At 32.3% G+C, this 5,457-nt stretch carries 7 protein-coding genes and 1 pseudogene; 3 read left to right on the top strand and 5 right to left on the bottom strand.

The genetic code is table 11. The features are described from left to right. Positions 1-290 (bottom strand): FAD-binding protein (locus tag RXO53_RS07640; RefSeq protein WP_410713633.1); only part of this gene is annotated, 290 nt, incomplete at its 3' end. Positions 291-898: 608 nt separating this feature from the next. Here RXO53_RS07640 and RXO53_RS07635 point away from each other — a divergent pair. From RXO53_RS07635 to RXO53_RS07625, 3 genes and pseudogenes are all read left to right on the top strand, one after another. Then, positions 899-1,045 carry a hypothetical protein gene (locus RXO53_RS07635; protein ID WP_410713632.1) on the top strand — a complete coding sequence of 49 codons (147 nt, stop codon included), beginning with the start codon at positions 899-901 and terminating at the stop codon, positions 1,043-1,045. Positions 1,046-1,366: 321 nt separating this feature from the next. Next, positions 1,367-2,674 (top strand): glycosyltransferase, encoded by a 1,308-nt coding sequence (locus RXO53_RS07630; protein WP_410713631.1) that lies wholly within the window; start codon positions 1,367-1,369, stop codon positions 2,672-2,674. A 664-nt stretch (positions 2,675-3,338) separates the two neighbouring features. Next, positions 3,339-3,545, top strand: a pseudogene (locus tag RXO53_RS07625) (hypothetical protein); the annotation flags it as partial. Positions 3,546-3,555: 10 nt separating this feature from the next. Here the strand turns inward: RXO53_RS07625 and RXO53_RS07620 are convergent. From RXO53_RS07620 to RXO53_RS07605, 4 genes are all read right to left on the bottom strand, one after another. Continuing rightward, complete coding sequence (locus tag RXO53_RS07620) at positions 3,556-3,819, bottom strand: MoaD/ThiS family protein (protein ID WP_410713630.1); 264 nt, start codon at positions 3,817-3,819, stop codon at positions 3,556-3,558. 372 nt (positions 3,820-4,191) lie between these two features. Next, complete coding sequence (locus tag RXO53_RS07615; protein ID WP_410713629.1) at positions 4,192-4,905, bottom strand: zinc ribbon domain-containing protein; 714 nt, start codon at positions 4,903-4,905, stop codon at positions 4,192-4,194. Between the two features lie 30 nt (positions 4,906-4,935). Continuing rightward, on the bottom strand, positions 4,936-5,205 hold the full coding sequence (locus RXO53_RS07610) for a hypothetical protein (RefSeq protein WP_410713628.1): 270 nt from the start codon (positions 5,203-5,205) through the stop codon (positions 4,936-4,938). A 91-nt stretch (positions 5,206-5,296) separates the two neighbouring features. After that, positions 5,297-5,419, bottom strand: coding sequence for a hypothetical protein (locus tag RXO53_RS07605; protein WP_410713627.1), 123 nt, complete (start codon positions 5,417-5,419; stop codon positions 5,297-5,299). Positions 5,420-5,457 lie beyond the last annotated feature (38 nt).

Here is a 5,457-nt window from a genome sequence, read left to right as displayed (position 1 = left end):
TCTGGCATGAGTTTAACAAACGTCCAAACAGCATCTTGATCGGCTAAAAAATCACTGCCTTTTATTGTGTCCCATGCATGTAATGCCAAGCTATCTCCTTCTTCTGGATAAAGAACAGCAGCGGTTCCTCCTTCAGCGGCTATACTATGACTTCTCATTAAATGCACTTTGCTTACAACACCTACATCAAGTTTATCTCCATACTTTCTCTTTATTTCAACAGCAGCCCTAAGACCAGCAAGGCCACTACCTATTATTAAAATATCATGCTTTATAGATTCTATTGGCATAAAATCATCCTCGTTATAATTGTAAATTTAATAAATTTATAAGCGTTTCATTTACGAAATAATAATACGATTAAATCATGAATTAAATATAATTTTTTTATACAGAAATATAACAAAAGAGTATTATTACGCTAATGCATATTAATTATTATTTTGACTAAATAAAAAAGATATAAAAATGGAAATAGAAAACAAAATAACAATAAAAGAATTTTGCTATATATAATAGTTTAAACTTAGATGAGTTGCTATTTAATTTGAATATCTGACCTCTTCCCCGCCCTGAAGGGCGAGTTTCCTGAGGTCTCAAGGGTTACACCCCTTTTACGGGTGCTACTCTATTATCCCCAAGCCGGTATTGCGGGAGAAATCGGCTCCAACTCCTCATGCTTTAAGAGTTGATCGGCCTAGATTCATATTTTTATTACACTTGTTAGTTGGGGTAGATGCATACTCATGTTTCAGTGAAGCATACCCCTTTAGCAGTTGTCTCAATTTTTAATAAGTTTTTAAATTTAAAAATAAAAAACCAGCCCCTAGAAGGGGCTTGTCGTTCGCTTTATCAAAAATTCTTTTTATAATTTCCGGAAGAAAATTATGGAATATACATGGTAACAAACATCTATAACTTAAGTTTTGCTTTTTTTGCTTCTTTAGCATTTGAAAGAATTAATGAAGATTTATTATATGTTAAAATTAAATTATATAAAGATGATATTCATCAGGAATATTCAATAGTAGCTATATATTGCTAAGCTGTTTTTATAATAAATATATTTAAAAAATACAAAAGATTTTAATTTTATCATAAATAATTTAACCTCTAAGACTAAAAAAATTATATTAGATACGAAAAATAATAAAAATTTATTTTAATAAATAAAAATTATCCAAAATTTATAAATTAAAGATAAAAACAAATAAGCTTTATTCATAAATCTCTATAGTATATAATTTTTTAAAGATAAGCCTAAATAATTAACTTTTAAAATTATCCAAAATTTATTAATAATATTTATTTTTTTAATAAATTTATAAGGTAGTGATGACAGCTATAGATATAGCGTGAAAAAGCAATGCAAAATCAATATATAGATATAAATCAAGTTCAAACAATACTGAAAATAATTAATGTTGAGTATCAATCATATATTCCAAAATGGGCTATTGGATATATTATAATTACTGGAGCATTAGCAAGCATTTTGGCTGCTTTTGAATTAGCACTTATAGTTTCTCCAATAAAAATAGACAATGATGTCCAGCTTGAAAATATTAAAAAGAAAATGAAAAATTATCCCTTAGTATCTATAATATTACCTTCATATAAAGAAGGAAATTTGTTATTGAGAGCATTAAATTCCATTAAAGAGCAGAGTTATCCTCATGATAAGTTAGAAGTAATTTTAGCTGTAGAAAGGAGTGATGATACTATAGAAGAAGCCCTAAAAATAGCTGGTTTATCTAATTGTAAAGAAAGTGGTTGTAGGGGAAATATGGGTGATATAAGTACGATATTGGTATATGGCAAAAAGCAGGGAAAACCTTCAGCATTAAATGAAGCTCTAAAATATGCTAAGGGTGAGATTATCGGGGTTTTGGATGCTGATGATGTATTAACAAAAAATGCAATTATGGCAGCGATCCCATATTTGATAAACAATAAAGCAGATGCAGTTCAATTGCCAAGAGAAATAATCTTAGATAAGGGATCAGAAAAGACCTTTAGTGGAGTTCATATAAGGGCTCAGGAGGCAGAGATGTTCCTTTATACAAGATTGCTGGCTCCTGTAATGGAAACCCTATCAGGAATATCATGGGTTATGGGTTCTGGTTATTTTGTAAAAAAAGATGTTTTGGAAAAAATGAATGGTTGGGAAGAAAGCGCAGCTACAGAAGACCTAGATTTAAGCATAAGAATGATAGCGTCCGGATACAAGATAAAGGTCCTAAGCGATAATCCTGTATATACGGAACCAGTAAGATACTATTCTCAATTGATTACACAAAAAGAGAGATGGGTAAGAGGAATGTTATTATTGGTTCCAAAAGTTTTGAGGCATCCAAGAAAGTCATGGCCTTTATTGGCCTTGTATTTAATGCCTATAGCTGAATACGCTACCATATTATGGCCTATAATGGCTCCATACGCATTAAATTATGCAATACTAGCATTTTTGGTTGAGTTTTTGGTGGGATTTTCTGCATATTATGCTTTATATAAGAGGGTAGGTAAGAAAATAAGACCATTGCCTGTTATTCTTGCATTTTATGGTATTACAACATGGATAGCGCTGGTAAAACTAATAATAGGTAGAGCGCATGAATGGAAGGGTACAAGAAATAGTGAAACTGATAAAATAAAAGATAAAATCACTAAATAATGAATTTGGATCCTCAAATTATACATGTAATTAATAGATAAAAGTTAATTTATTTTTAATTTGAATTCTTTGAATGGGGTATGTATTTGAACGATATAAAACAAATTAACAATTATTAGCTTCATACGTACATTTTCTATATCTACAGTAAATCCTTATATAGGTTTAGCATTAAATCAATATTATAAACTTCCTATTTATTTAGTAAGCATATATTATCTTGGATTGACTTTTGTTACTGCTATAGGATACATATTTGAAGGGTATTTAGCTGACATAATAGGAAGAAGGAATAGCATGATAAAGAAACAGCAAACCTCGTTCCTTCTAGGGGCAGGGAAAAATTTTTAAATCAAAAATACTATTTCTATTTGAGATGCTTTCCAGATGCCCCCCTCTGGTCAACTCTTAAAGCATGAGGAGCGGGAGCCGATTTCTCCCGCAATATCGGCTTGGGGGATAATAGAGTAGCACCCATAAAAGGGGTGTAACCCTTGAGACCTCAGGAAACTCGCCCTTCAGGGCGGGGAGGAGGTCAGTTTCTAAATTAAGATATTGGGAATTTTTATATTTTTGGGCTGAATCCCTTCTCATGTTAATAGAAATCTTTTTTTACCTATTTATTATCAACTAATATTGTAGAGAGATTGTTGAGACATAAGGAGGGACAAAGATTGTTCATCAACCCGATGGGGCGATCCCCCAAGGGTTGGTGTTTGCGAAAGGGGGAAGGAAAAGGGTTGGAGATGTGACCCCCGTGCCGTTGGGGTCGAAGGAGTCCCATGACCCACCTACCACAAGTGGGTGGTTGAGGGCTAAGTCCCTACACTTGATCATGATTGAAGATAAAATGATTGAAATGAAAGTGTAGGAACAAACGGTTACCCTCCTTTTATAGGTGGTATTATAGAAATAAAATCTCCATCACTTATTTTAACTTCTCCCGCAGTTTTAATGTTTCTTCCATTGATCAATATTATCGCGTTGCCTCCTACAACATCATTTTTAATATCAATATTAAATTTTTCTTTTATTATACGTAAAAGTTTTTCAGTATTTATTATATTATCGCTTATTTCTATATCATATTTATCTGATTTAGCTAATTCTGAGTAAATACCCCCAAACAGTATTTTTACTTTCATTTTATTATCCCAAACAATATTTCTTAAGAAAAATTATAAACAATTGTATTAATAATCTTAATAAAATTTGCTTAAATATTATATTTCTTATCTTCTCTTCATTATATAATATTTCCGATAATTCCTTTAATAATACAGCAGCGCATGCTTCATCAAGAACTCTGTGATAAAAAGTTAAGCTCAACCACGTTACATAAGAAAGTATGAAAATGTTTTTTATCAAAGTTCAGTTTCCTGAAAATTTTCATTAATCATAAAATACCTGTTTGAAACGGATTAATTATACATCTGACCTCCTCTCCGCCCTGAAGGGCGAGGGTTCCCCTCATCTATTCGGGATTACATCTTTCATTTGAGGGGCAGTCGGGGTGGTCAGAGATCCCCCATCTTTTTGTATGCTTTCTTTTCAATATTTAATATTGCTATTGTATCTCTATTAGCCTCAAAACCGCATTTAGGACATTTAAATCTCCTATAACCATTTTCAACAAGCTTTGAACCACATATTGGGCATATTGATGATGTACCTTTAGGATTAATAACAGCTATAGGTATCCCTTGCTTTTCACATTGCCAATCTATCCAATGCTCTAGTCTTCTGTAGCTTAGAATAAGCAAAGAGACTTTGTGTTCTTTTGGAAGCTTCCTTAAGTTCTCTACCAAGCCTGTTAGGTCTTCTCTAGCTACTTCATATTGGTATTGCTTAGCTAAAGCTACTATTTCATGCGAAGTCTTCTTTGCCCAATCCTCTATAATGTTCCTAGCCTTCCTGTAGAAGCTTTTTATTCTCCTCTTAATGCCTCCTCTCCTAAGCCAAGCATTGTATTTAGAAGAAGAGTATCTATTATGAAGGTTTTCAGCTAATTGTTTATAATGCAGAGCTCTCTCAATATTTGTATCAAACCTATATTCGCTTTTTCTATTACCTACAACTATTTGCTTTTCGTTAAAATCAACAGCTAAGACTCCACTAGGGCTATACTTAGCTGGAGTAAACAAACGCTTAGATATCTTAAGAATAAACTTACCATCTTTAAGTAACAACCTAGCCTCTTTGTTTTGGTAGCTATTATATCTCCTATCCAATAATTTTAAGCCTATAGCCTCCCAATAGCTCTACATAATCACCTTACTATAGCCCTGCTCATATGTTAACCAAATCCTAAGACTCCTAACTATGGGTATCTTGCCTTTATTGGTATTTTTAAGCCAAGACTTAGCTATAGCAATAGCCTCTCTATAACAATTAATAGCAATTTTAGAGGGCAAGCCATATTTTTCCTTAAGAACTTTGTATAAAAGTCTATGGGCTTTTCCAAGGCTTATTGCTTTATTCTCTATTATAAATTTTATAGAATAGTTGAGGGCTTCCCTATATCGCTTCATCAAATCTACAATTTTTTATGTAAATCGGGCTCAGGGCTAACCTTTATATTAACTGTTAAGGTTAGTAAACCCTCACTGCCCATAGACATAGTTACTCAACCTTGTATTTAGCTATATTGACTTTTCTCATACAATTTGGGCACGTTGCATAATATATCTTTTTGCCCTTGTAGTCCCATACATATCCACACCTAGGACATTTAAGTTTTACCACTACTTACCACAAGATAACTAATAAGGAAATAGCCCTTA

Source organism: Caldisphaera sp. (genome assembly GCF_046536515.1).
GTDB lineage: Archaea > Thermoproteota > Thermoprotei_A > Sulfolobales > Acidilobaceae > Caldisphaera.
The sequence above is the reverse complement of the archived record's forward strand: the minus strand, read 5'-3'. Positions and strand labels throughout refer to the sequence as shown.